This window comes from Bartonella sp. HY406 (genome assembly GCF_025449315.1).
Lineage (GTDB): Bacteria > Pseudomonadota > Alphaproteobacteria > Rhizobiales > Rhizobiaceae > HY038.
Genome location: NZ_CP104893.1, coordinates 1,211,889 through 1,237,844, shown reverse-complemented (window position 1 = coordinate 1,237,844; position 25,956 = coordinate 1,211,889). Strand labels below are relative to the sequence as shown.

The window sequence follows — 25,956 nt, the reverse complement described above, 5'->3', positions numbered from 1 at the left end:
AAAAATCTTGTTCTCAATTACTTGTTTTTAAACATCGAGGGCTAACACAATTTGAAAGTAGTTTTTAGAGCAGCTTAGGGCAGGATTTTTAAATAGAGGCAACACTTAAACAACTGCTAGATGATCTCAACATCATCCTTAAATCACAATCTTAGGTGTTAGCCCCTATATTTAATCAATCATGGAAGACAAATCGTATCAAACGATTCCCTCAGTAGAAGGTAAACCGCACCACATTGTCCAAAGCGTCTATTAAAGGAACGGTTATAATTGTCCATCAATTCTTTAATTTACCAATGGCTTGACTTTGAGCCTTTTTTTGCCGCATCTGTAACGATGAACGGGGATAATCATGGTATCAACCATCATATATTCATAATCAAGCTCATCTGATGTAGATTCAAATATCGGCTCAAATACATTCTAGCATGACCAACCATCAAAACGCTCAAAGACTGCGTACTAGCTAGCAAAGATTGTAGGCAAATCCCACCTAGGTATATTGCTACTGCTTTTTATAAGACAGCATCAAAATATATAAACGGTTGTCATTGCCACTGCGATAATGATGGCTCTTTTTGGCTAAGTACAGTGACTCAATGAGTAAACATCATTGATCTGTTAGAACTAGTCCAACTATGATATTCATCCTTAAAAGATCATAGAAACACAGCTTAAATCATTTAGGAATTCTAAATATCAACACAGCTAAGCAATACATTACCACATGAAACGTATCTAATAGACAATTGTTGCAACAACATTATCGCGATAATTTCCGACTTCGGGCGTAAAATTTCCTTTTGGATTTATCTTACCATCAATTCTTATTGTCTGTTCAGCCCCAGTTGCGATCCCCTTATAGGTATCAACACCCTCAGTATTTCCCCAATTCATTTGTGTATTGGGCAAATATAAATCATAGCCAATTGTCTTTGTGTCATCAAAAACAGATCCCGTTGAAAATTTAGACATGCGACGATCGGTAGTACTTTTGTTTCGCCCACCATCCAACTTTATCTCATAGGGTGCATTTAGATTACACACTACCCCCAATTCACCATAAGCAACGATGTTCGCGTTTAATCGTGTATGCATACCAAAGTTAATGTGGCGTTTAATTCTAAATTGACATGACGGTAATACCCGAGCAGTAACGCTAATTGTAACTGGTGGCGATACATCGGGAAAATTTGCACATGAAGTTCTTCCACCCGCACTTCCACCACCAGCACCAGAACGCAGCGTAACTTTATATTGATTGGAATACTTTCCGGCAGGTAAATTAGGTTGATTAAAATTAAAATTTGCGAATAAATTAAACCACAAATTAACATCCATAGGCCCTGACGGAGTCCCCGTCCCCCGCCATGGTTCTTGAGTAGATAAAGAAACTCCTGGCACCTGAACGCCGTCACCTACTCTAGCGCCATCGTCTAGATTATTTAAATAATAATTATACATAAGTTTATGTTCTGACGCAGGATTGCCATCAAGATAAAGATACCTAGGATCAGCACTCTGTCCGCTTTCTAGAGATTCAATTCCGACACAAACCGAACCCGAAGCAAACCATGAATTATTAGCCATTTGATAAAAATCACTAGTACAGGTGGGTTTAAGATCACTATCAGCTCTACCCTCTTTAATTAATAAGCCGCTAATATCACCAAAATCAATAACTGAAGACCCACCGAGTGTACACAGCATCCTACCAGATTGCCACGCATTTTGAGCATAAGCATCATTATGAATAGGAAAAACTAACATAGAAGAAAATAAAGTAGCCACTAAACCATAACAAAAAGCTTTCTTTTTTAGTGTAGCCCCATTTGAATTCATAATTCCAACATTCCTCTCATAATAATCCGTAATCAAATAGAATTGCTAAATTTTAAAATAATATTTGCCGAGTGACGTAACTCATTACAAACTAAGCAACTCAACCAACCACTATAAGAATTACCAATTTTGTTTTACTTCTTAACAACCATCAATTTCATTTAAATCTATAAACGTTATGTGCTAAGCAGCATGAAACTTACCTTTGATTTGCACGCCCCATTGGACGACAGGTAATAATTTGGCTACCTGACTGCAACCCAGGATTAACTGACGCTTCAATAACAGCTTCACATGTATTGCCATTTTTTTCCAAGATATGAAGTGTTGCCGGTAAGCTAATCTGATTAAGTTGTATAACAGCAAGTCCGTCATAACCGATATCGAAACCAACGTCAGATCCTGCGACTTGCGCATAAGATCCTACCTCAATCGTATTACCATCAGTTCCTTTTAAAGAAACATATAAGTATTGATCACCTGTTGCACCGCCGAAGTGCACTACAACACCACTTTGCGCTGCTGGACGGACGTCTTCATCGGTTTTATCCACAATAGCATCCGGAGGTAAACTATTCATATCTAACGAGATATTAGATGTCGTATATGAAAGAAGATCTGGAACTACCAATCTGCCATTGCGCCATGTCGTACCATATTTTTGATTATTAACTTTAACACCAACATCAGGCACACCAACGTTCACAACGGCAAATGAATCGTCAATACGTGTCGTAGGCATTAAAGCACCATCGGCAAAGACCAACCCGCCAGCCGCACTTGCTGTTGCACGCCAAGTGTCTTCATACTGATCAATGGATGCACCTAACAAGGCAACAGACGTACGGTATTGTCCATCGGCTCCACGTTGTGTGCGCTTACCTTCAGTATCACGAATTGCCCAACCATAATCACCAACATTGCCACCGAGGCTTTTAGCCACTTGTGACGTAAAACGAGATCCTTCATGGTCTGTAGTAACATTTGTGGAAGCGCTATATCCTTTGTCAAAGGTAAAAGAAAGTCCGGCAAAAACGCTATAGGCGTCAGAATCTTTCAGATTAACAAATCCAGTTGCGTAACCATAAATTCCATGCCCAAAACTGCGACTACTGGACACACTTAAATATTTAGAATCCTTTTGATCCCAGTAATCCACCTCAGTATAACTTAGTGTAATCGTAGCAGGATCAAACCGTAGATTGGTACTTAAAGACAACTGATTAACAGCTTTGGCAGGCCTAGTAGAGGCTCGGCTAATAGCACGATAACTATCATTAGAAAAATCAATATTTTCCCAATCAATATCTTCAGTAATATCGCGATTTTTACGATCGACAATTGAGGCCGTATCATTGTAGTTGCTATAAGTTCTTTGCGTCATAGCATTAAAATAAAAGCCCCAACGCTCCAACTGTAAATTTGCATATAGTTGTTGCCCTGTTTCACTCTTATAACTACTAGCACTACCCGCAACAGAAAGACGACCTAGGTCTCCAATAGTGAAAACAGCACCCAAACCGCCATTAAAGAAATCACTACCAGCTTCTGCATGTGCTTCACCAGTCAAACTATTTGTAAAACCATAACGAGTAGTACCTGAAACAAAGAAATCACTGGAATAACTACCAGACTTACTACCATAATTAGTACGTGGGACACCTGCCTCAACGGCGAAATCCCATAAACCTTTGGCTAATAAATCACTTGAAGCGTAAAATGAAATTTCTTTTACAGACTCTTGCCCCATGGCATCACGAACGACAAGTCGCGCAGAATTAGCACCAGTAACAACAGGAATATCTGTCAAAGAGAAAGGTCCGGTTGGAACATCTGAAACCGCGCGCTGAGCATTATTTATATAAAGATCAACAGCTGATGGAACTGCTGCAGATCCCGAAAGCTCAGGCAATGCCATTGTAACAAGATTGTCGCGGAGATCAAAATTTCTACGCAGTTGAACACCGCCTAACCGCGTAGAGCGCGACCACGAAACACTTCTTGTTATCAAATCGCCAACTTGATAAGTCATCATACGCTTTTCATCAGAATACGTCCAATAACTATCAAGGCGAATAGCATCGCTTCTATCACGACCAAAGCCTTGAGATGAATAGCGTAATAATTCAGATGTATAAAATGTACCAAACTTACCCGAGACACGCCCATCTATTGTGGCGGAAACGCCTTGAAAATCCCAAATATCCTTAAAATTTTCATGCCCAGAATCGGCGTAAATATTATAGTTCAAAACAGCTGCCAAATCTGACTGTGGCTTTATTTCACCTTCTGAACCGCCAGAGCGAGCAGCAGCAGCTAATGGATTTAGACTTAAGGCATAAGGAGCCAAGGCATCAGGATCAGTAGTAATAAATGCTAATGTTTCAGTGCGGGGATCAAATGTAAATTCTACATTCTTCAGTGCAGATAAGCTAACCCACCCATCGTTGTTTGTGGCAGATCGTTGAGGCAATATACCGATCCCACGAAGTACATCGGCATTCATAATGAATGAACCGTCGGCTAACTGTCGAACTGCGATCAAATTAGGACGGGTCTCACCATTAACAGTAACGTCAACAAAGGCATCAGCTTGCTGACTAGATAAACCGTCTACAGCAGCACCGACAGACTCCCCCTCCTGATAACTAAGAGCCTCTAACTCATCAACAGATCCGCTATGGACATTAGTTGCACTGGTATAATTAGAGGAAGCTACTTCATCAGAAGTCATCCACTGCACATCATCATTTATCTGCTGAGCAAAGCCATCTGAAGCAAAACACCCCAAAAAGGCACCACTTGCCAATAAAAGAGCCATACGACTGGAACTATAAAGCAGTTTACGTCCCGCCTTTTTGCTATATTCACATTTCATCCTATATGCCCCCAATAGGAACTCAAATTTTAGATATTCCGAAAATGCCATTCGATCTAACTTGCCCCGAACAAATTTGAACGAAATTAAATCAAATAAACATCACGCTCCTTATTGCAGAGGATACTCAATTTGCCCCACATCAGATGTAAACCTTATTCTATCAGGCTTACCGCCACCCCTAGTGGCAACAAAAAATCGAAAATCAGATCCAGGCAAAGCATATCCGACGAGCTTCGACTTAGCTCCAATCACTTGACCTCCAGCAAGAAGGAAAACGTCGGCCATACGAATACGATTACTTCCTCTATTGGTTGCAGTGATGTTAAAACCACCCGAAGCCGGCTGAGCAAAAAATGAGATACTGGCTTGAGAAGCAGCTACACCACCCGTACCAGGAGAAAAAAATACGGGTACAACTTGACGTAACACCATACTTACACCAGCAGAGGATTCACCGGCATTATTGGTCCGCAAGGCAGAAGGTGGAATCTGATCTACAAAGACCCGATAAGCCTCTTGACCCAATACTGGTCCCTTAGCAACGCGTGACACTCTTACCGTAGCGACGCCACCAGGCTTAACAGAAACAAATGGTGGCGTAATCACAACGTCATTTGTTGGCGCATAATAATCTTTACCGCCTTTTTGCTGCCAACGAAAAACACGAACCTGCAGACGAACTGGCATACGACTTGTATTTCGAACCATAATATTATCTGCAACTTTAGGTGGTTTCACATCCAAAACCAAAGGCATAACAGTTAAACTCACACCATTAGCCAGTTCCTGCGATTGCACCGCCCCTGTCGCCAAAGCCAAATAAACTATGATAAAAGCCAATATCCGCATCTATTTATCCACCAAACTTAAAAAGAAATTTAAAATGGGGTAGGAGAACACTCCCACCCCAAAGCTTCCAAATGGAAGCAATATTTATTAGTAGGTAAGAGTTGCAACCAATGCGTCAGTGTAAGTACCAACCGCTGGCTGCGTTTGAGTTGCTGGAATAGCTGGAATACAGATGGCAAAATAATGTGAAGCCGAACCATTCATAGTACCAGTACTATTGTCAATATTGCCAGTAAATGGACGGGTTGCGTCCCAACGCTCACCACCACAAGCACGCGATGAAAGGTTAACTGCCTTATAAACATCATAAGCAATTACACCAGTACCACTGCTAAGTTTACGACCTACAGGCAAACCACCAGACGCTGCAGAATTACTACCTTCACTAAGGCTCAAGCTATAATCACCAGCATTAGCCGCGTTGCCACCATTACAATCCACAACGACCTCACGTGTTTCAACTAAATTTGTTGAAATGCGTGAATAAGTGCCGAAATTCACGTTACCGGAATTATTAGGGAAATTTACAGTACAACCAGTAGTAATACTAACTTCAACCTGCAAGTCAGCAGTTGCTGGACTAGTTGACTGAGCCTGAGCCAAGCCCGCACCCATTGCCAAAACACTGACTGTAGCCAAAGTTTTTAAAATAATACGTTTCATTTGATAACTCCTAATTCTAAGCACAGTTTAAGAAATTCTGCACACCCAATGCAGAACTTTAATTTGCCACTGATAAATCACTGGCAAATTAAAAACACTTCACGAAAATCAAAGGATTTTTGTTGAAACAACCCAGACACCCCGAATGGGTTATAATTGAATGTTCAAATGAATTAATATTTACTTGGACAAAACAAATAACAAAAATTTAACTTCAATTATTAATAGAAATAAATAATTTACTTCAACTCAATAAATAAAATCGCCCCCGACTTTAACGCTTAACAGTTATCTACCATTCAAAATATCTTAAATCAATATAGTTTTAGTAAAAAAATCATATAATGCACAAATACAACATTTTAAACATTATTAATATTTAAATATCTTAAATATCATATAATAATATTAGTAAATTTTAATTAGATACTTTACAAATTACATCAATATACAACTACAATAATGAAATCACATATAATAATTACAACAAACATAACAATCTATAAATTTGTAAATACAAATTTTAGAAACAACATATTTATTAAATTGAATAAAAATAATGGGATAATATAGATAATAATTACGTATAATTATTTTATCAAACTTGACGATACTTAAATCAATTTCCGAATTGATAGGCAGTTAAAGCGCCACTCACACTTCTTTAAGTAAAGGTATAAATGCTCTTTTGAAATACCATAAAATGACGCATATGTCGTTTGGCTAGGCTTTAGAATAGCTCTACTTCATTGACATGAATGTGCTCATCCACAAAGGTTTTTGCCCGAAGGTTTCAAATGCTTAATCCGCTCACGGTGAAATTCAGACACATCAAGATCATCATAGGCTTCAAATTGTTTGTATAAACAATGAAATTTGGTTTGATCGATTGCTTAATAATTGATAAAGCGTTTGGTACAGGTATTAGGGAAACGCAAAAGCATTATTTTTTCGATTGCATTCTGACAATTTGAATATGAGTGTTTTACCACAAGATCTATATTCTTGTACCTTTAGCCACACCAACCAAATAACTCTCATCAAGTTCAATTTGACCGCCGATAAGTTAAAACGCTTATTCTTCAAGGCGGGAAGCTATCTCCTCTCACAGCTTGCGGAAATAAAGCGTAGCTGTGTTCCTGTTTACGCTTGTTAAAACCGCTGTAGAACGAGCCTTTAATCCTTAAAAGAAATACTTAATGAACTCCACTTTTTACTTATCAAAGGTAAATTTAACGCAGTCACTTATTCATTAGATACCAATAGCTGCTTTAAACTATCTACACCAGCCCCAATATTTTACATCATGTAGGCTGGTGATTATCATAACTTCAAATAGATTTCGAAAAATTGATTTGCAACCATAAACACATCTGCGATCCTTGGCGCAAAATAAACCAGATCGGAATCACTATGCCAGCATTGCCATATATTGCGCCCATTCTTTTGCTATTAGCTTCAAATGTATTTATGACTTTTGCTTGGTATGGCCATTTAAAATTCCCAAATCGCCCACTAATGCTGATTATATTTATAAGTTGGCTCATCGCATTTTTTGAATATTGCCTTGCAGTTCCAGCAAATCGTATGGGGCATAACGTTTATTCAGCAGCGCAATTAAAAACAATACAAGAAGTCATTACCTTGATTGTATTTGCATTTTTCTCAGTAGCATTTTTAGGTGAAAAACTCACACTTAACCATTTGGTCGGCTTCTCATTCATCTGCCTTGGTGCTTATTTTGTATTCAAAGGTCCGTTATAATACGCTTTGTACTTTTACTAACCATTTTCCAATGCTATAGAAATTAATCACATTAACGAAGAGGAACATTTAATGGCAAAGATCAAAGTTGAGAATCCTGTTGTTGAGCTAGACGGCGATGAAATGACACGGATTATTTGGCAACTCATTAAAGACAAGTTAATTCACCCTTATCTTGATGTTGATTTGAAATATTATGACCTTTCAATTGAAAATCGTGACGCAACCGATGATCAGGTAACAATTGATTCTGCAAATGCTATCAAAAAATATGGCGTTGGCATCAAATGTGCAACCATAACACCGGATGAAGCACGCGTAGAAGAATTTAAGCTAAAGAAAATGTGGAAGTCGCCAAACGGCACTATTCGTAATATTTTAGGTGGCGTTATTTTCCGTGAACCGATTATTTGTGAAAATGTTCCGCGTCTTGTTCCAGGTTGGACTCAACCAATTGTTGTTGGTCGCCATGCATTTGGCGATCAATACCGCGCAACAGATTTCCGTTTCCCTGGTAAAGGAAAGCTAACAATCAAGTTTGTTGGCGAAGATGGTGAAGTTATTGAACATGATGTCTATGATGCGCCAAGTTCTGGTGTGGCAATGGCTATGTATAACCTCGATGATTCCATTCGTGACTTTGCCCGTGCATCATTAAATTATGGCTTGCAACGCAACTTCCCTGTGTACCTTTCAACCAAAAACACTATTTTGAAAGCTTATGACGGTCGCTTCAAGGATATATTCCAAGAGGTTTATGATGCAGAATTTAAGGGAGAATTTGAAAAACGCAAATTATGGTATGAGCACCGCCTTATCGACGACATGGTTGCTTCTGCTCTTAAATGGTCTGGTGGCTATGTTTGGGCATGTAAAAACTATGATGGTGATGTGCAGTCTGATATTGTTGCCCAAGGTTTCGGCTCACTTGGCCTCATGACTTCAGTTCTCATGACACCCGACGGTAATACAGTTGAAGCGGAAGCGGCTCACGGTACAGTTACCCGCCATTATCGCCAATATCAAAAAGGCGAAGAAACCTCAACAAACTCTATCGCTTCTATTTTTGCGTGGACGCGCGGTCTTGCTCATCGTGCAAAGTTAGACAATAATCAAGCACTTAAAGACTTTGCATTAACTCTTGAAAAAGTTTGCGTTGATACAGTTGAATCAGGTTTCATGACTAAGGATCTTGCTTTATTAGTAGGCCCAGATCAAAAATGGCTTTCCACGACAGGCTTCCTCGATAAAGTTGACGAAAATCTACAAAAAGCAATGAATAAGTAACATTCTTGCTGAATGAATAAAAGCCAGGCAAATTTTGATATTTGCCTGGCTTTTTATTTTATCAAAAAGCCCAATTCTCACATTTTTAATATGAATTAGAATAAAAGAGCCCTAAGTTAGCACATTGATTTAATTAAATTAAAATGAGCAACTAAAAATGGTTATGCGTTAGCAAACCAAATAAGTTATACAATAAGCAAAATGATATGATTAAGGTAAAAATATAATTTCGGATCTAAAGACCTACACTACTTTTTTTGATCTTCACTAGGCTCAGCCCCTATATTAACACCCAAAATATTCCGAGCTTTTATTATATTTCTTGTTAGAATTAGTACCATTATCAGCAATTAAGAGTTGCCATAAATCTCATCGGCGCGTTTTTCAAATGCCGATGTCATTTTTTGAAAAGCCATATCAAAAACCGATCCAACCAAAATTGTTAGCATGCGGTTTTTGAATTCATAATCCATATAAAAATCAACATCGCACCCTTCCCCACTCTCTTGTGGAGAAAAAGTCCAACGATTTTCAAGATGTTTAAAGGGCCCGTCAATATATTTTACATCAATGATACCTTGATTGCGGTCAAGTAAAACTTGGCTAGTAAAAGTCTCACGGATGAGCTTATAACCAGCTGTCATATCGGCAACTAACAATACCTTATCGTCTTTTTCGCGCTTTTGTCTAATAATCAGCGCTTCGCACATCGGTACGAATTCAGGATATTTTTCTACATCAGCAACCAGATCAAACATCTGATCTGGCCTATGTGCGACAATCATTTTAGTTGAAATTCTAGGCATTAGCGTTTGGCTGCAAGTTGAGCAGCTCGGGCTGCTTTTAACATCTCGAAATCATCACCAGCATGGTGTGATGAACGCGTTAATGGGCTTGATGCCATATGCAAAAAGCCTTTGGTTTTACCAATTGTAGCATAGGACTTAAATTCTTCCGGCGTTATAAACCGAATAACCGGATGATGCTTGCGCGTTGGCTGCAAATATTGGCCGATCGTCATAAAATCAACATCGGCGGAACGTAAATCATCCATCAATTGCAATATTTCATTACGCTCTTCGCCGAATCCAACCATAATGCCAGACTTGGTAAAGATAGACGGATCAAGCTCTTTTACCTTTTGCAGTAAACGAATAGATTGGAAGTAACGCGCACCAGGGCGCACCTTGAGATATTTCGATGGAACAGTTTCCAAATTATGGTTAAACACGTCAGGCTTAGCAGCTACCACGATTTCTAATGCGCCATCCTTATGACGAAAATCTGGGGTTAGTACCTCAATGGTGGTTTGTGGATTGGTTGAACGAATTGCCTTGATGACTTTAGCAAAATGCATAGCACCACCATCAGCAAGATCGTCACGATCCACAGAGGTAATCACCACATGCTTTAAACCCATTTGTTGAATTGCATCAGCAACACGCTGAGGCTCACCATCATCAAGCGGCAAAGGAATACCAGTGGTTACATTACAAAATGCACAAGCGCGTGTACAAATTTCCCCCATAATCATGAAACTGGCATGACGTTGATGCCAACACTCACCCATATTAGGGCAACCCGCTTCTTCACAAACGGTAACCAGCTTATTGGTGCGAACGATATCACGAGTTTCTGCATAAATCTTCGAGGTTGGTGCTTTTACCCGAATCCAATCTGGCTTTTTTAAAACCTCATTATCCGGCTTATGCGCTTTTTCAGGATGCCTTGCTCGTTTTTGAGCAACAGTATTGAGCACCGTAACCATTTTTATTCCTCTTCCGGCAATTGCTTGAGCCAATTTACCAAAGCATTATGCGAAATTAAAGCGAATTCATTTTATCACTTTAAATAGATATAATCTCTGTCAACAACAAGTAGTTGTGCATATATCCCACGTTTTATTGAATGCCAAGACCAAAGTAATGTTAATATCACCGCTTTGGTCTTGATATGATCTATATAACTTTAAGCATTTAAAACCATACCGTAAGCGTCCAAAACACTTTCCTTCATTGCTTCAGAAAGGGTTGGATGTGGGAATACCGTATGGATAAGTTCTTCTTCCGTTGTTTCAAGATTCATTGCAATAACAAAACCTTGAACGAGTTCTGTGACTTCTGGCCCCACCAAATGAGCGCCCAATAATTCGCCAGTCTTTTTATCAAAAATTGTTTTGACCATGCCTTGATCTTCACCAAGAGCAATGGCTTTACCATTAGCAGCAAAACTAAAGCGCCCAACCCGAACATCTAACCCAGCCGCTTTTGCTTTTGCCTCGGTTAAACCAACTGATGCAACCTGAGGGTTACAATAGGTACAACCAGGGATTTTACCCTTATCAAGCGGATGAACATTTTTGAGACCTGCAATTTTTTCAACGCAGATAACGCCCTCTTCTTCTGCTTTATGGGCAAGCATTGGCGGACCCGCAACATCTCCAATAGCGTAAATACCTTCAATATTAGTGCGGCTCCATTGATCAATAGCGATACAACCACGATCAGTTTTAACACCTACAGTTTCTAAGCCGATATTTTCAATATTGCCTTGTACGCCAACAGCTGAAATCAACCGGTCTGCTGTAATAGTTTCGATTTTACCATTGGCTTCAACATTCGCCGTAATTGAATTTGCGCCCTTATCAACCTTAGTAACTTTAGCCTCAGTAATAATTCGGATACCGCGTTTTTCGAGCTGCTTACGAGCAATGGTTGAAATTTCTTGATCTTCCACGGGCATGATCTGCGGCATTAATTCTACAACGGTAACCTCCGCCCCCATATCACGATAGAAAGACGCAAATTCAATACCAATCGCACCAGATCCCATAACAACGATGGATTTAGGCATGCTGCTTGGCACCATTGCTTCAAAATAGGTCCAAATCAATTTGCCATCGGGTTCAATTCCCGGCAATGCACGCGGGCGTGCACCCGTTGCCACAATAATATGCTTAGCCTTATAGGTACCCTCACCCAAAATATTTTTAGGCGCAGCATTTTGTGGCTGATGGGCAGGTTTTGAGGGCTTGCCAACAATAATTTCAGCAAGTTCTTGTCCTTTTGCACCTTTGGTAAGCTTAGCCTCACCCCAAATAATGTCGATTTTATTCTTTTTCATCAAGAAGCCGACACCAGCAGTTAATCTAGCTGAAACACCACGTGAGCGTTTTACAACGGCATCAATATTAGCACTCATTGTACCATTAAGAGTAAGACCGTAATCTTTAGCGTGCTCGCTTAAATGCTTGACTTCAGCCGAACGCAAAAGTGCCTTGGTTGGAATACAACCCCAGTTAAGACAAATTCCACCTAGATGCTCACGCTCAACAATTGCGGTCTTAAAGCCTAATTGCGCAGCGCGGATAGCCGTAACATAACCACCTGGGCCAGAGCCGATAACAATAACATCATAACTTGCTGACACGCTTCTACTCCATCAAAAAAATTAGCCGGAATGCTTTTGATTAAATAAGGCGTGAGTGGAGCCCACTCACGCCTAAGATTTTAAACCAGCATACTCATTGGGTTTTCAATCAACCCTTTAAATGTTTGTGCCAATTGTGCAGCCAAAGCACCATCAACCGCACGGTGATCGGTAGAAATTGTTACCGACATGACACTTGCAACCGCTAAAGCACCATCTTTAACTACAGCACGCTGAATACCTGCGCCAATTGCGAATATGGTCGCTTGTGGCGGGTTAACAATTGCCGAGAATGATTTAACACCAAACATTCCCATATTGGAAACAGAGCTAGAACCACCTTGATATTCCTCTGGCTTTAACTTGCGTTCACGCGCACGTTTTGCCAAATCTTTCATTTCATTTGAAATGGCAGAAAGAGATTTTTCATCGGCATGACGAACAATTGGCGTAATTAAACCATTGGGTATAGACACCGCCACACCAATATCAGCATGCTTATGGCGGATCATCCCTGAATCAAGCCAAGAAACATTGGCATCAGGCTGCGCCTTTAATGCCATAGCTACAGCCTTAATTACCATATCATTAACTGATAGCTTATAGGCTGGTGCAGTCCCTGCATCATTTTTAACCATTGGTGCAGCACTATTAAGTTCAGCACGTAGCTTTAACAATGCGTCGAGTTCACAATCAACCGTCACATAAAAATGTGGCACAGTAAGCTTTGATTCAACAAGACGGCGTGCAATTGTCTTACGCATCGTATCATGCGGCACAACCTCATACTCGTCTTCTTTAAATAGCTTAAGCACAGCATCATCTGATGGCGCACTAATGGTTGGCGCAGCGCTTGCTGACGTTTGCGCTGCAGCATTACTAGTAGCGTTTGTAGCAACTTTGGCTATACCTGATTGCAATGCAGCTTCAACATCGCGCTTAATGACACGGCCATGGGGGCCAGTACCAACAACGGTTGCAATATCAAGTCCACCATCTTTTGCTAAGCGCCGTGCTAAAGGTGAAGAAAATACCCGATTTCCTTTGCCCGCATTGCCATCTGTAGCATTGTCTTGAGTGGCATTAGCTTGGGCAACTGAACCTTGTGCGTCTGCAGTCTGCGGTGTTGATTGCTGTATCGGTGCTTGATTATCACTTGCAATAGCCACATCTTTTACCACATCACTTGATGTAGAAGCATCAGCTGCCTTTGCTGCGGCTGCAACATCTTCACCATCAGCGGCTAAAATAGCAATGACAGAGTTTACTCTTACGCCTGCACTACCAGCTGGCACTAAAATTTTAGCAACCACGCCTTCGTCCACGGCTTCAACTTCCATTGTAGCCTTATCGGTTTCAATCTCGGCGATAACATCACCCGAAGTAACATTATCACCTTCTTTTACCAACCATTTTGATAGAGTACCCTCTTCCATAGTTGGTGAAAGCGCCGGCATTGTAATTTTTATTGGCATATTACAATCTCCATCAATTGCTATAGGTGACAGCTTTTACAGCTTCAATCACGTCTTCCATGGTTGGTAAGGCAAGCTTTTCAAGATTGGCCGCATAAGGCATTGGCACATCTTTACCGGCAACCGTCATGATTGGCGCATCAAGATAGTCAAAGGCTTGTTGCATCACCCGTGTTGCAATTTCCGTACCAACAGATGATTGCGGGAAACCTTCCTCAACAGTTACCAAACGTCCAGTTTTGATGACCGACTGGATAATGGTTGGTAGATCCATTGGGCGGATAGTACGCAAATCAATTAATTCTGCATCAATGCCTTGTTTAGCCAATTCATCAACCGCAAGGATTGAGTGTTTCATACCAGCACCAAAAGATACGATCGTTACATCATTACCTTTTTTATGAATGCGAGCTTTACCGATTGGCAAGACAAAATCTTCCATATCGGGAACTTCAAATTGTTGGCCATAAACTAATTCGTTTTCAAGGAAAATAACTGGATTTTCGTCACGAATTGCAGCTTTTAAAAGCCCTTTAGCATCGGCCGCAGTATAAGGCATAACCACTTTTAAACCAGGAATTTGGCTATACCAAGCAGCATAATCTTGTGAATGCTGCGCACCAACACGAGCCGCCGCTCCATTTGGACCACGAAACACCATCGGAGCTGACATTTGTCCACCAGACATATAACGGGTTTTTGCCGCTGAATTAATGATCTGGTCAATCGCCTGCATCGCAAAATTAAACGTCATAAACTCGACAATTGGCCGCAAGCCAGCAAAGGCTGCACCAACGCCAAGACCAGCAAAACCTTGTTCGGTAATTGGGGTGTCAACAACACGCTTTGCACCAAATTCTTCAAGCAAGCCTTGGCTAACCTTATAAGCGCCTTGATATTCGGCAACTTCCTCACCGATAAGGAAAACCCTATCATCGCGGCGCATTTCTTCAGCCATAGCATCGCGTAAAGCATCGCGCACGGTGGTCATAACCATTTGCGTACCAGCAGGAATTTCAGGATCGTTTTCAACTTCAACAGCAATTGGACTTGCAGCAACCTTTGCCGGTTGCACAACGGATTCACTTAGAGCAGCAACTTGATCTGCTGCTGGAGCCTTATTTTTATCTGCAGGGTTAACAGCTTTTCCTAAATCAGCCTCAGTTTCACCATCTTCAAGCAAAATAGCTATTGGCGTATTAACTTTAACACCTTCACTGCCTTCAGGTACAAGAATCTTGCCAATAATACCTTCATCCGCAGATTCTACTTCCATTGTGGCTTTATCGGTTTCAATTTCAGCAATAGTATCGCCGGGCTCAACCTTATCGCCTTCTTTTTTCAACCATTTAGAAATTTTGCCCTCTTCCATTGTTGGTGACAATGCAGGCATAAGAATATCAATAGACATGTTAGCAAACCTCCTTAAACCAGAATATCCGTCCAGAGTTCAGAAACATCTGGCTCAGGATCATTCTCAGCAAATTCAGCTGCATCAGCTACAATTGCTCTGACATCTTTATCAATTACTTTTAATTCTTCTTCACTTGCCCAACCATTATCCATAAGGCGTTTTTTCACCTGATCAATTGGATCATGCTCAGAGCGCATTTTTTGCACTTCTTCCTTACTGCGATATTTTGCAGGGTCAGACATAGAGTGGCCGCGATAACGATAGGTTTGCATATCGAGAATAATCGGCCCATTACCACCGCGCGCCCAAGCCATAGCTTCTTCAGCCGCAGCAGCTACTGCGCGTACATCCATACCATCAACAACGATACCAGGAATTTCAAAAGAAAGGCCGCGCTTTGAAAAATCCGTCTCCGCAGAAGCGCGTGAAACCGAAGTGCCCATAGCATAATGATTATTTTCAATCACATAAATAACCGGCAGCTTCCATAAAGAAGCCATGTTAAAACTCTCATATACCTGCCCCTGATTGGCCGCACCATCGCCAAAGAAAGTTAATGATACATTGTCATTACCTAGATAGCGATTGGCAAAGGCAAGACCTGTGCCGATCGGTACTTGTGCACCAACGATACCATGACCACCATAAAAATTCTTTTCTTTGGAGAACATATGCATTGAGCCGCCTTTCCCTTTGGAAAAGCCACCTTGACGCCCAGTTAACTCGGCCATCACACCGCGCGCGCTCATGCCGGCGGCTAACATGTGACCGTGATCACGGTAAGAGGTGATAATCTGGTCACCTTCTTTGGAAACCTTAAGCATGCCAACAACGACAGCTTCTTGCCCGATATAGAGATGGCAAAAACCGCCAATCAACCCCATGCCATATAATTGGCCAGCTTTTTCTTCAAAGCGGCGAATCAACAGCATTTCGCGATAAGCGTTTAGCTCTTCTTCTTTGGTAAATTCTGCCGGACTTGGTGTCGGCATGGCATTAGACAAAGCGCTTTCTACAAGCTTGGTAGGCGCCTTTTTTGCTTTTGCGACCATTTTTAACTCCCTGTGATAGGTATTCCTTAAAATACGCTGTCAGAAAGAAAGTTACAAGTCTTTTAAATCAGTTAACAATAGTGATAAGTATCTGTTTTTACATAACTTTTAAAATTAACCTAATTTTGGTTAATTTGATTTATCACCTTGAGAGGTAATTATTGTCAATTCATTCGGGTTGGAAACACTAAGATTCCTGCGCGCCCACTCATCCAGCATATCCTTCTCAATTTCGCCATCGCGCAACAATGAAACTTTCAATTCCATAGTCTGGCGTTGGGTCTCAAGCTTATGAAGCTCTGAATTAAGTACCATGATATGCTCATCAACATTTTCGCGTGAATATAGACCATATTCGCCATGGTAAATATGATAACCAAAATAAGACAATACAGCCACGGTAATGATTGGCAAAATAAAGCGACTACGATTGGTTTTACGTTTTTGTTTTGTCCACATTTACTAATGCTGCCCTTAGCTTTGGAATCACAAAATGATTTTAATATGCTTACAATCTTTACAGACCGCAACAGGCCTTTCAGCTTAGCTCGCTCACATTTAAATCATTAAATTACGCATATTTAGGTTAAAGAAGATTACTAGACGACCTCCAATATAGCAAAATATGCTTAACGTCTGATTACTAAAATAACTAATATGCATTCAATTAAAAAGAACTTTTCTCATAGGCATTCAGTATACTAAAATCAAAACAACCTTAACTCAGCCCTCAACCAATTCTAAGAGATTAAGGTCACCCAAACAAAAAAGCTTCCCACACCAACAAGCGCAGGAAGCAATTCAAATTTTCAGTTAGAGCTCCAACTAAATTAAACAACAATCTGATGATTATTCACCAAAGTATCTAAATCTGTAAGAACGTTATTCAATGTTAATATCGCGGAACTAGAAAACTGCGAATCTGTACCGTCAATATCAACCGAAATTATAGTATTATTACCTTGATGTACCACAGAAATATAATCGGCAATATTGCTGACGCCATCCTGATAACCAATCAACAATCCCGAAAGATCGATACGATCCGCATTGGCATTTGTATTAAAATCACCAATGGTAAAACCATTTGCAATATCATGACCATTGCCACCGGTTGCGTCATTTACATCAATACGCTCATATATCAATGTATGATGACCACTATTATGGAGATTAAAGGTATCATCACCACCACGGCCATTAAAATAATTATCTTGACCATTACCTGTGAAGGTATCGTTACCATTACCACCAGCAACACCTTCGATATTCTTCAATAGCACTGTATTAAAGCCAGTATTTTGGTAAGTTGTCTTACTTAAATCAACATTAACTGCGGTATTACCAGCCAACTTAAAGTCTATAATATCGAGACCACCCGTATCGCTCCACTCTTTATGCCCATTCACTATGGACCAACCGCCAGCGCCGTCATATTTATCGGTCCCTTTAGTCGCATAAAATGTGTCATTGTAACCCGTACCGACAATACCGGTACCCAAATTGGCATTTTTTGAGCTATCTCCACTCTCAGCGGTCAATACATGTGCTTCATATGCTTCGCCAGCAACAAAACCACCCCAAGCTTCATTAACAGTTGAATCTATATTCGAACTCACACCTTTCACATTACGCAATAATTTAAGTGAATAGGTCTCATTTGGATCTAGTCCGTAAAAATTGACAATACCTGACGTATCGCTAGTTTGGTTACCAGACTGAGGATTTATAATTTGAGAAGCAACAAGGTTTCCTTTGGAATCGTATAGTTGAACGGTATTTCCTAAAAATGAATTAATACCCTCTTGATCAAGAATTCGGAAATGCAATGCTGTTCCCTTAGCAATTGTTGTTTGATTGCGGACGATTTCTGTATTTCCTTGTTGTGTGAAAATCAACAAATCTTGAGCACCATCCCAATTAATATCAGCAACAACAGCGCCTGTTACAGGATCATTTTTACCAGGACTTTTATGCGCATTTACTGTACCGTTTACACCTATTGTATTAGTACCGCCTAACAGATTGGAAGTCGAAAAACTATTACCAGAGGACGTTGAGTTATTGGTGTAAAGATTGACTGTACCAGTGGTACCATTTGCAGATACACCGTTACCAGCGGAATAAGCTGGTAGTTCGATAATATCCATTTTTCCATCGCCATTCCAATCGACAGCAATTGATGGACCACCTTCCAAATTATCGCCTAGCCAATGAATATTATTAGCCGTCCCTATGGCATTTGGAGCAGTTGAACCAAGATTTCCATTACCATCATTGTAAAGGATACGGCTTTCATACTCAGAATGGCCATCTTGAGCCTTGCCACGGCCAATAAACAAATCCATGAAACCATCGCCGTTAAAATCAGCCCAAGTCATGGAAATAGCATTACTTGTCGTGGAATTTGCCTTACCAGTATTTTGGAAAACCCCTTCAATAATTTGACTTGTCGAATAACCATCTTTACCATCACTTGACACAACAACGAGCCGTTGCTGATCATTACTCATTCGGCGAACATCAGGTCTTTCGTTACCAAGTTTACTATAGCCGCTAACACCATGATAGACGAGGTCCACAATGCCATCATTATTAAGATCAACACCGGAAATTTCTGGCCCTGGCTGAGCATTATAAGCATTTGGCGAATAATCAAAATTAGATGGCCCAAGTCGCGAATCAGTAAAATTCTTATCTTTAACCATAGATTGAACATTACCGTTAATATTACTGACAATCTGACTATCCCAAGTGCGATTAGATGTATAACCGCTTCCTGGGGCCGTCACAAAACCAGACCGCCCTGGAGCAATATTGCCATAGGCAATATCTGCAAAACCATTCCCATTTTTGTCAAAACCAATAACGCCAGCATATTGAGCCATAACATTAGCTTTAGGATTGTAATCTGGCCCATTTCGATATTGGCTACCTATTTGATATGATAGATAGGTATTATTACCAATATTATAATACATCTGCTGACCGGTTTCGGCATTACCATCGTTGGAGACAAAATCCATGTACCCGTCACGATTTATATCCAACCATGTACCATTTTGCGTTCCAGCAGTAGGTTTATTAATTGGACCATATACATCTTTACCCTTTAAATGGGTCTGGTCAAACGTACCAAACGTTTTTTCATCAGTCGCTTTTTGGTCGAGTACTGTTCCGTTAGTATAAATTTTCCACTGCCCATTTTCGCTGAGCGTCATCGCGGTTGCTTTTTCGTCATCATTCCCTTCAACAACAGGTGGAATCACCGGATCGAGAATGCGCAACTCATTTGCAGTATTGTCCTGTACAATTATTTCCCCTGTAGATTTATGCAATGCGGCAACAACTTCATAAGTTCCTGCTTTTAAAGCATCACTATCTGGAATTTGTAATGACCAAGTCATTTTTTCTTGATCAACGACAACCTGACCATTAGAAGAACTATAAGTTTTTCCGTTTACGCTTATTGTTACGTATTCATCTTGTAAAAGTTCAAAACCTATATGTCCAGTTAGCAGTGGAGTAAAATCTGCGGTAGTTAAAGAATCTATAGATATAGACAACTCAACATCAACAACAAACTTAGATGAATAATCGCCTATGTTTCCCCCATCATCCTCAAAGCGAGCCTCATAATTATACTTAGTATGATGCTCAAGAACATCATCGACCACATAAGACCAATTACCATTTGCATCGACATTCGCCGTACCAAGGCGTACACCATTTTGATAAATTACTAATTTATAAAAGCTTTTTTCAGGATTATTTAAATATTCACTATCGACCTTGCCATTAAGCGTAATGGTGCGATCATCTGTTTGGGTTCCTGAAGGAAACTCACCTTGACCATCCGGCAGAAGCCCAACATTATCAGTAAAAGTTTCGATAATTGGCACAGTTGTAATTGGGGGCAGAACATGAACCCTAAAAAACAAATTAGCACTATCGACAGGGTCTTGCCCAATAACGCTTATGGTAAATGGTAAATAACCTGCATCAAAAGCAGGCCCACTGGTTAGATCAACCATCCAATAACCGGTAACAGAGTCATATTGCCCAAAATACACATCGTTTGGATTATTTGTTGATATTAAACGCACCTGAGAACCTGGCGCATAATCAACAATGTCAAACCACAAAACTTTCTTTTCTTTATTTGAATCAAACCCAAAATGGATCTGATGATCAGAACCACTAGTCCCAACAAATGATATAGAAGCCATATTTCCCCGCCTTCAACAAACTAGTAAGCCAGATGGTAACAAAATGTAACCAAAACCAGCAGCCAAACGAATTTTGATAACTTATCTTAGAAAAATCGTCATATCCTTATCTCTACCCCAAACACCCCGTAGAACAAAAATAAGAATTCAAATTTCTCATGATCGATATAAACAAAAATCAAAATATCCTTACTATAAAAATACATATAATATCAATATATTTTTATTAAAATGAAAAAAACAAATATAAATAAATTAAAACTAATTTATAAAAAAATAAAATTCGAAAATATTACTACATAAATTTCTTAAATTTCAAATATAATAAAAAACTAACCAAACCAAATAAAAAAATACATTACATTTAAGGAATATAATTTAATAATTCTTTCAAAATAACCGGCAACTAGCACCTTATTTCGAAGTTGTAATTATAATACGTGCCAAAAAATATAGTAAAATTCCACTTTGTACCTTGCTTTGTTACAGCATCCAACTTTAATCCCTTCCACTCACAAAAGAGTTGTCTACAAAGCGTGCAATTTTCTAAAGACAATTAACCATTATCAGGAGTAACATATTCCAAAACACAAAATCGAAGATTGCTGCACTGCCCAGCATTTTTCACTACACTTTGATATATAATAAAATGGAATCCGACGACGTCTAAACAAATTAGAACCCCTGCAAACAAAACGGTTAGAGATCGATATAAGTCGCGGAATTAAAGAAGTAACAGCTAAGGTGTCTAGCGCTAGGGGTGTGACACATCACGCCAAAGAGAAAAGTCCAACAAACCACCAATGCATACAAAAAGATAAACAAACATTGGCAACATCCCCATTTAGCTTACCAAACCATAAATTACAGCATGCCTATGCCTTTTCAGGATGCGAGATTTTTTACTATAAATGGAACCATTCAACCATTCATCCATTATAAATTTGGCTGATCGAGGAACACTGCTGGCAAGATATTTCACAACATAGAAAAATCCTCGAACATTTTCGATTAATAAAGCTATTGGCCAGTAAATTGCTAAGATTGTAATAAAAACCAAAAAACTATTTTTGTTTCTCTTGTTCTATGAGCAATTATACTATAAGTAGGTTTTTAAAATAGCGGGCTGGGTTAATGCATCATGATTGTAATTGCTAATTTCATGAGTGGATTTTTTATCAATTTATTCTAAAATTGCACAATCTTATTGGATTGCAATAATAAATAGCCTCAAATATTGAATATGGTGGATAAGATATTTGCCTCACTCTAAATTGTTTGGCAATTATTAAAGAAAATTTATTTGAATAAAACATTTATTTTAAAAGGAATAATGATGACATCGCAGAGTGCAAAACGGGGTGAAAAAGCTGCAGTGAAATCTTTATCCAATTCGTCTGGCAAAGTATTTATCGGCGCGCTATCAATGGCATGCTTTCTAACTTTATCAGGTTGCCAAGGATTAAAGTTAAAACGAAATCAAAATGTGCAAGCATTAGCAAATCCGCCCCAATCGACTCTTTCATTAGCAAGAGCGAATGATGTTAGCAATGCGAGTAACAATCCGCTCCATACAATCAATACTGATAACCTCAATATTACCGATGCCGTGGGTATTGCAATCGCGCGCCACCCAGATATTGGCCGCGCATCAGCTGTTGTTGTCCAGAGCAATGCACAAATTTCCATTGAAAAGTCGGCTTGGTACCCAACATTTCAATATGGTGTAGATCCAGGCTATAACCGGTATTATGCCGCAAGTAATAGTGACCGAACCGGCTCAAGCGTGCGCGGTTCAGTAGGTGTAACCCAATTAGTCTATGATTTTGGTCGCACTTCAAGCCGAATTGGTGTAGCCAAAGCGACTTACGAAAAAGACAGCTACCTTTTATCTAAAGCTGTTGAAGATGTTGCAACCAATATGTCTGTGGTTTTCGTTGAATTATCCGCCTCTCAAGAATTAATTGCTGCTGCGGAACGCGAATATGGAGCGATGCGACGCACACGTGAAAAAATTGCCGAACGTGTTGAAAGCGGTCTTTCAGACGCAGTTGACCTTAATCAAGCAGACTTGGCGATTCAACGTGCTCGCTCGGATCTTTTATCTGCTCAAAACAGATTTGATATAGCTGCTGGACGTTTTGCTGAAATAACTGGTATCCGCCCTACAAAAGTGGCGAATATGGAAACAACCTCAAAATTCCTTGATTCTCTTGGCCGTGGACGCAATACAATTGAAAATACGCCCAATGTTTTGGCCGCGGATGCAGAAGTTAAAGCTTCGCTCGAACGTGTTAGGCTTGCAAAAGCACAACTTTACCCATCGGTAAGTGTAGCTGCAAGCCAACAAAAATCCACAGGACAGCGCAATGTCACCAATGATAATTCATTTGTTGGCTTGCAATTGAGCGGTTCATTAAATTCAGGCTTTAGGGAAAAACACCAAATTGCTTCAGCACAGGCTGAGGTAAATGCAGCCAAGCAGGCAAGTGAAAATGAGCGGCTCGTTGCACGAACCACTGTCAGCTCTGCCAAAACAGAAGCTGATGGTGCTACCGCCAGAATGGATAATTCAAAACAACTGATGTCTCTATCTTTGACATCACGCGATCTTTATTGGCAACAATATACATTAAATAAACGTCCTTTAACGGATGTGGTAAATGCCGAACGCGAAACTTTTATTGCTGAAAGTGAATATGTTACAGCAATGGCCGACTATATGACCGCACGTATTAAAGCTTACACTGCGGTTGGTGAACTAGTGGAGCGTTTAAGAGGCGGACGATAATTGGCGGGGTGTCATAATGACCGATAAAATTGAAAATATTAGCAGTATACAACCTGCCTTTGATGCAACAAAATGGACTGATGTTTTACTTCTAGCTGCGCGTCAGCTTAGTATAAAATCTTCACCTGAATTGGTGCGCAATGCGGCAGCTTGGACAAAAGGCGGGGATCCCAAACAATCTACTATAGATATTGCTTTGGCGTGCGGCCTTAATGCAACCTATTTAAGCATAGACGAAAGCAATCTTTCTAATACTATGTTGCCATGCGTCATTGAAATTGGCAAAGAACTAGGTTTGCTAACTGCCTTTGACGAAAAGCAGGCTTTGATCCATTTTGTAGTAAATGGAAAGTCTTTTGAACGCCGCGTGGCGCTTGATCAGCTTTTTAAGGCTGGAAAACGCCAAATCTTATTGCTTGACCGTCATGAAGCTGTACGCGATGACCGTCTTGACAAATATCTTGAAGAAAAGCCGCAATCGTGGTTGAGGGGTATCTTTACCAGCAATTGGCCTCTTATGGTGCAATTAGGGCTTGGCTCTCTTTTTGGTAATCTTCTTGCTATCGGTACTTCACTTTTTGCGATGCAAGTTTGGGATCGCGTTGTTCCATCGCAATCACTCTCAACGCTATGGGTTCTTTTTACCGGCGTTGCAATTGCAATGGTTATGGAATTCTTGATGCGTATGTCACGGGTCTCAGTTACGGATTATTTTGGAAAACTTGCTGACTTAAAATTGTCTGGTATGTTTTTCTCGCGCACATTAAATATTCGCAATGATGCACGACCACGTTCACCTGGCACCTTGGTTTCGCAGCTACGTGACCTTGACCAAATTCGCGAATTGCTTACTTCTAGTACGCTTGGTGTATTAATTGATTTACCTTTTGTTACAGTGTTCTTGGCAATTATATGGGCGCTTGGTGGTCCATTAGTTTGGATTCCAATTCTTGCTATTCCGTTGATTATTTTACCTGGTATCATTGCCCAAATTCCACTCGCCAAATTAGCAAATGCTGGCCTTGACGAAGCGGCGTTGCGTAACGCAGTTTTAATGGAATCTATCTACCGCGCAGAAGACATTAAATTACTACAAGCAGAGCCACGCTTCCGTAACGTCTGGGATAACGTCAACAAGACGAGCGGTGACATCAGCTTGAAACAGCGCAAATGGGCTGCTCTATTGATGCATTTTTCACAAATGATACAACAGCTTGCCTATGTCGGCGTAATTGTTGCGGGTGTGTATGGTATTTTGAATAATGTCATGTCATTTGGTGCTGTGCTTGCCTGCTCAATCCTGACTAGTCGTACAATTGCTCCATTAGCGCAAATTCCAGGTATTTTGGGTCGTTTGCAAAATGCCCGCGTTGGTAAAAAAGCACTTGATGGTTTGCTTACTTTACCTGTCGATCATGACAGCAAAAATGATTATTACCACAAGCCTGTAATCTTAGGTAACTTCGACTTTACAAATGTTGCCTATGCCTATGGGCCTATGGAAAAACCCGCCTTAGTTATACCTCGCTTGACCATCACAGCCGGTGAGCGGATTGCTGTGTTGGGGCGTGTTGGCGCTGGTAAATCTACACTATTGCGTATGATTGCTGGCCTTTCTGCACCTGTTCAAGGTCAAATTACGCTTGATGGCACACCAATGAAAATTATTGATATTGCAGATATCCGCCGCGACGTTGGTGCAATGCTACAAGAATCAAGCCTTTTTTACGGCACATTGCGTGATAACCTTCTTATTGGTAGCCCATTAGCTAGCGATGAAGATATTTTAAAAGCAATGCGACTAGCATGCGCCGACAAATTACTACTAAATCAGCCCCATGGTTTGGATTTAAAACTTCGCGAAAGTGGTATCGGACTTTCAGGTGGACAAAAACAAGCGCTTATGCTGAGCCGTCTTTATTTACGTTCACCTAACGTCGTAATCCTTGACGAACCCACTGCATCACTTGATGAAGGGACGGAAGTTGAAGTTTTACGCAATCTCCAACAATGGCTAACCAATCGCACGCTAATCGTTGCTACCCATAGATATCCAGTTTTATCACTCGTTGACCGGATATTAATTGTAGATAATGGTCGCATCATTAGGGATGGACCTAAGGATGAAATATTAAAAGCAATGAGCGCTGGCCAGCAAGCTGTGCAGCCAACACCAACTACCGAAGCCACAAAAACGCCCAACCCATATGCTAAATCGGGTTCTGGTGTGCTGTCAATCAAGCCAGCCAAGGCATCAGAAAACCCATTTAGAAAATAAGG

Annotated in this window: 16 protein-coding genes; 4 read left to right on the top strand and 12 right to left on the bottom strand. The window is 40.3% G+C overall.

Annotated elements, in window-relative coordinates; all coding sequences use genetic code 11:
• Positions 1-738: 738 nt before the first annotated feature.
• The 4 genes from N6B01_RS05185 to N6B01_RS05170 all read right to left on the bottom strand — a co-directional run bounded on the left by N6B01_RS05185 (position 739) and on the right by N6B01_RS05170 (position 6,235).
• A complete protein-coding gene (locus N6B01_RS05185; RefSeq protein ID WP_262080222.1) occupies positions 739-1,842 on the bottom strand; it encodes a Csu type fimbrial protein in 1,104 nt (367 codons plus the stop codon).
• A gap of 199 nt (positions 1,843-2,041) precedes the next feature.
• On the bottom strand, positions 2,042-4,720 hold the full coding sequence (locus N6B01_RS05180) for a fimbria/pilus outer membrane usher protein (protein ID WP_262080221.1): 2,679 nt from the start codon (positions 4,718-4,720) through the stop codon (positions 2,042-2,044).
• 111 nt (positions 4,721-4,831) lie between these two features.
• Positions 4,832-5,572, bottom strand: coding sequence for a fimbrial biogenesis chaperone (locus tag N6B01_RS05175; RefSeq protein ID WP_262080220.1), 741 nt, complete (start codon positions 5,570-5,572; stop codon positions 4,832-4,834).
• 87 nt (positions 5,573-5,659) lie between these two features.
• Positions 5,660-6,235 carry a spore coat protein U domain-containing protein gene (locus N6B01_RS05170; RefSeq protein ID WP_262080219.1) on the bottom strand — a complete coding sequence of 192 codons (576 nt, stop codon included), beginning with the start codon at positions 6,233-6,235 and terminating at the stop codon, positions 5,660-5,662.
• A gap of 1,413 nt (positions 6,236-7,648) precedes the next feature.
• Between N6B01_RS05170 and N6B01_RS05165 the strand changes: the two genes are divergently transcribed.
• Together N6B01_RS05165 and N6B01_RS05160 are read left to right on the top strand one after the other, a co-directional pair.
• Positions 7,649-7,999, top strand: a complete 351-nt coding sequence (locus N6B01_RS05165) for a DMT family protein (protein WP_182419232.1) — start codon at positions 7,649-7,651, stop codon at positions 7,997-7,999.
• A gap of 72 nt (positions 8,000-8,071) precedes the next feature.
• Positions 8,072-9,286: an NADP-dependent isocitrate dehydrogenase gene (locus N6B01_RS05160; RefSeq protein ID WP_182419231.1), complete on the top strand. Its 1,215-nt coding sequence runs from the start codon at positions 8,072-8,074 to the stop codon at positions 9,284-9,286.
• Between the two features lie 350 nt (positions 9,287-9,636).
• On the opposite strand, the gene N6B01_RS05155 is transcribed toward N6B01_RS05160, so the two are convergent.
• The 8 genes from N6B01_RS05155 to N6B01_RS05120 all read right to left on the bottom strand — a co-directional run bounded on the left by N6B01_RS05155 (position 9,637) and on the right by N6B01_RS05120 (position 20,885).
• Positions 9,637-10,092, bottom strand: a complete 456-nt coding sequence (locus N6B01_RS05155) for a type II toxin-antitoxin system RatA family toxin (RefSeq protein ID WP_182419230.1) — start codon at positions 10,090-10,092, stop codon at positions 9,637-9,639.
• Positions 10,092-11,054 carry a lipoyl synthase gene (gene lipA / locus N6B01_RS05150; RefSeq protein WP_262080218.1) on the bottom strand — a complete coding sequence of 321 codons (963 nt, stop codon included), beginning with the start codon at positions 11,052-11,054 and terminating at the stop codon, positions 10,092-10,094. The genes N6B01_RS05155 and lipA overlap by 1 nt, the downstream gene beginning before the upstream one ends.
• 200 nt (positions 11,055-11,254) lie before the next feature.
• Positions 11,255-12,715: a dihydrolipoyl dehydrogenase gene (gene lpdA, locus N6B01_RS05145; RefSeq protein WP_262080217.1), complete on the bottom strand. Its 1,461-nt coding sequence runs from the start codon at positions 12,713-12,715 to the stop codon at positions 11,255-11,257.
• A gap of 80 nt (positions 12,716-12,795) precedes the next feature.
• Positions 12,796-14,151, bottom strand: a complete 1,356-nt coding sequence (locus N6B01_RS05140; RefSeq protein WP_410007254.1) for a pyruvate dehydrogenase complex dihydrolipoamide acetyltransferase — start codon at positions 14,149-14,151, stop codon at positions 12,796-12,798.
• A gap of 52 nt (positions 14,152-14,203) precedes the next feature.
• On the bottom strand, positions 14,204-15,601 hold the full coding sequence (locus N6B01_RS05135) for a pyruvate dehydrogenase complex E1 component subunit beta (protein WP_262080215.1): 1,398 nt from the start codon (positions 15,599-15,601) through the stop codon (positions 14,204-14,206).
• A 14-nt stretch (positions 15,602-15,615) separates the two neighbouring features.
• Positions 15,616-16,656, bottom strand: a complete 1,041-nt coding sequence (gene pdhA, locus N6B01_RS05130; protein ID WP_182419225.1) for a pyruvate dehydrogenase (acetyl-transferring) E1 component subunit alpha — start codon at positions 16,654-16,656, stop codon at positions 15,616-15,618.
• Positions 16,657-16,785: 129 nt separating this feature from the next.
• Positions 16,786-17,115: an FtsB family cell division protein gene (locus N6B01_RS05125; protein WP_182419224.1), complete on the bottom strand. Its 330-nt coding sequence runs from the start codon at positions 17,113-17,115 to the stop codon at positions 16,786-16,788.
• Between the two features lie 371 nt (positions 17,116-17,486).
• A complete protein-coding gene (locus tag N6B01_RS05120; protein WP_262080214.1) occupies positions 17,487-20,885 on the bottom strand; it encodes a type I secretion C-terminal target domain-containing protein in 3,399 nt (1,132 codons plus the stop codon).
• A 1,336-nt stretch (positions 20,886-22,221) separates the two neighbouring features.
• On the opposite strand from N6B01_RS05120, the gene N6B01_RS05115 reads away from it, so the two are divergent.
• Positions 22,222-23,676, top strand: a complete 1,455-nt coding sequence (locus tag N6B01_RS05115) for a TolC family protein (RefSeq protein WP_262080213.1) — start codon at positions 22,222-22,224, stop codon at positions 23,674-23,676.
• A gap of 16 nt (positions 23,677-23,692) precedes the next feature.
• Positions 23,693-25,954, top strand: a complete 2,262-nt coding sequence (locus N6B01_RS05110; protein ID WP_182419222.1) for a type I secretion system permease/ATPase — start codon at positions 23,693-23,695, stop codon at positions 25,952-25,954.
• Positions 25,955-25,956: the final 2 nt, after the last annotated feature.